This is a genomic window from Pseudomonas sp. P5_A2_2, assembly GCF_054177685.1.
The window spans coordinates 1-1,676 of record NZ_JBGCUL010000953.1; the positions used below are offsets into that span (position 1 = coordinate 1).

The 1,676-nt window shown below is 60.0% G+C and carries 2 protein-coding genes and 1 pseudogene; 2 read left to right on the top strand and 1 reads right to left on the bottom strand.

Going from position 1 to position 1,676, the window contains the following annotated elements; translation table 11 throughout:
• Positions 1-49 precede the first annotated feature (49 nt).
• Complete coding sequence (locus ACXRVY_RS27690; protein WP_458238800.1) at positions 50-1,063, top strand: zinc-binding alcohol dehydrogenase family protein; 1,014 nt, start codon at positions 50-52, stop codon at positions 1,061-1,063.
• 253 nt (positions 1,064-1,316) lie between these two features.
• Positions 1,317-1,490, top strand: coding sequence for a hypothetical protein (locus tag ACXRVY_RS27695; protein WP_008021930.1), 174 nt, complete (start codon positions 1,317-1,319; stop codon positions 1,488-1,490).
• Positions 1,491-1,498: 8 nt separating this feature from the next.
• On the opposite strand, the pseudogene ACXRVY_RS27700 reads toward ACXRVY_RS27695, so the two are convergent.
• Positions 1,499-1,676: pseudogene (locus ACXRVY_RS27700) on the bottom strand (Bcr/CflA family drug resistance efflux transporter); the annotation flags it as partial.

A 1,676-nucleotide genomic window follows, 5' to 3' on the forward strand; every position in this document is an offset into this window, starting at 1 on the left:
ATCATCTCCCCCATCGCATCGCTTCTTTATTAGTGTTCAGGAGTCGCCCATGAAAGCCATTGCCTATTACGCCTCGTTGCCGATCAGTGACGACAAGGCTCTGCAAGACATCGAGCTGCCGGAGCCGGTTGCCGGCCCCCGCGACTTGCTGGTGGAAGTCAAAGCCATCTCGGTCAACCCGGTGGACACCAAGGTGCGCCAGAACGTCCAGCCCGAAGATGGCGCGGCCAAAGTGTTGGGTTGGGATGTGGCCGGCGTGGTCAAGGCGGTGGGCAGTGAGGTGACGCTGTTCCAGGCTGGCGACAAGGTGTTTTACGCCGGCTCCATCGCGCGTGCGGGTGGCAACAGCGAGTTGCATGTGGTGGACGAGCGCATCGTCGGCCGCATGCCGAGGACACTCGGGTTCGCCGAAGCCGCTGCCCTGCCGCTCACCGCGATCACGGCGTGGGAACTGTTGTTCGAACGCCTGCAAGTACGCGAAGGCAAAACCGATGAAGGCCAGAGCCTGTTRATCGTCGGCGCGGCGGGTGGCGTGGGTTCGATTCTTACGCAGCTCGCTCACCAACTGACGGCCCTGAAAGTCATCGGCAGCGCTTCGCGTGCGCAGACCCAAAGCTGGGTGAAGGAACTGGGTGCCGATCTGGTGATCGACCATAGCCAGCCACTGAGCGAAGCACTCAAGCGTGCCGGCGTGGATCAGGTCACCCACGTCGCCAGCCTGACCCAGACCGACCAGCACCTGGACCAACTGGTCGAGGCATTGGCGCCCCAGGGCAAGCTGGCGCTGATCGATGACCCCAAGGCCCTGGACGTGACCAAGCTCAAGCGCAAGAGCCTGTCACTGCACTGGGAGTTCATGTACACCCGTTCGCTGTTTGAAACCGCGGACATGATCGAGYAGCACAACCTGCTCAATCGCGTCGCCTGGCTGATCGATGCCGGGACCCTGAAAACCACGGTGGGCGAACACTTCGGCACGATCAATGCGGCCAATTTGCGCCGTGCCCATGCCCTGCTGGAGAGCGGCAAAGCCAAGGGCAAGATTGTGCTGGAAGGGTTCTGAGGCGCTGAAAAAAACCATCGCTGATTTCATGTTTTCCGTCGGCGACCGGGTAGTTCCGGTCGCCGACAATCCCTGCGGGCACCCTCGAAAGTCGTGTTTTTTTTAGTTACAAACCGTCAGTCCGACAGTTGATCCTTGTCACAATGGTGCTCGAATTCGGGACTACAATCGAATCTCCTGCGAGGCAGTCTTTTGCGTAACGTCTTTTACGAGACATCTTTTACAAGACATCTTTTACAAGAGGAGTTCGGCTATGAAGATCCTGATAAAAGAACTGGCAAAGTCCCAGTGGCAAGTTCGCTTGGATCAACATGCTGTGACGTTCCGCAGCGAAGCAGAAGCTCGCGCTTTCACGCGTACTCTTGAAGCCCGCATCCAGGCCCCTCACCAGATTCCCGTCCTCCACCCGCAGCGTGCGGCCGGCTGACTCCGGTCTCAAACCTGGGCTTGCGCCAGCGCCCGGGCATTTTGCAAACGCCGGGTGAGCAATGCCGCGCCCACCACCAGAATTCCACACAGGCTGATGACCATCGCCATCGGCACGGCGCTGCCGTCGTGCAGCACGCCCACCAGCGCAGAGGCACCGGCAGCCACGCTGAATTGCAGGCAACCG

Coding starts and splice junctions, on each gene's coding strand:
- ACXRVY_RS27695 (WP_008021930.1), top strand. CDS start 1,317: ATGAAGATCCTGATAAAAGAACTGGCAAAGTCCCAGTGGCAAGTTCGC.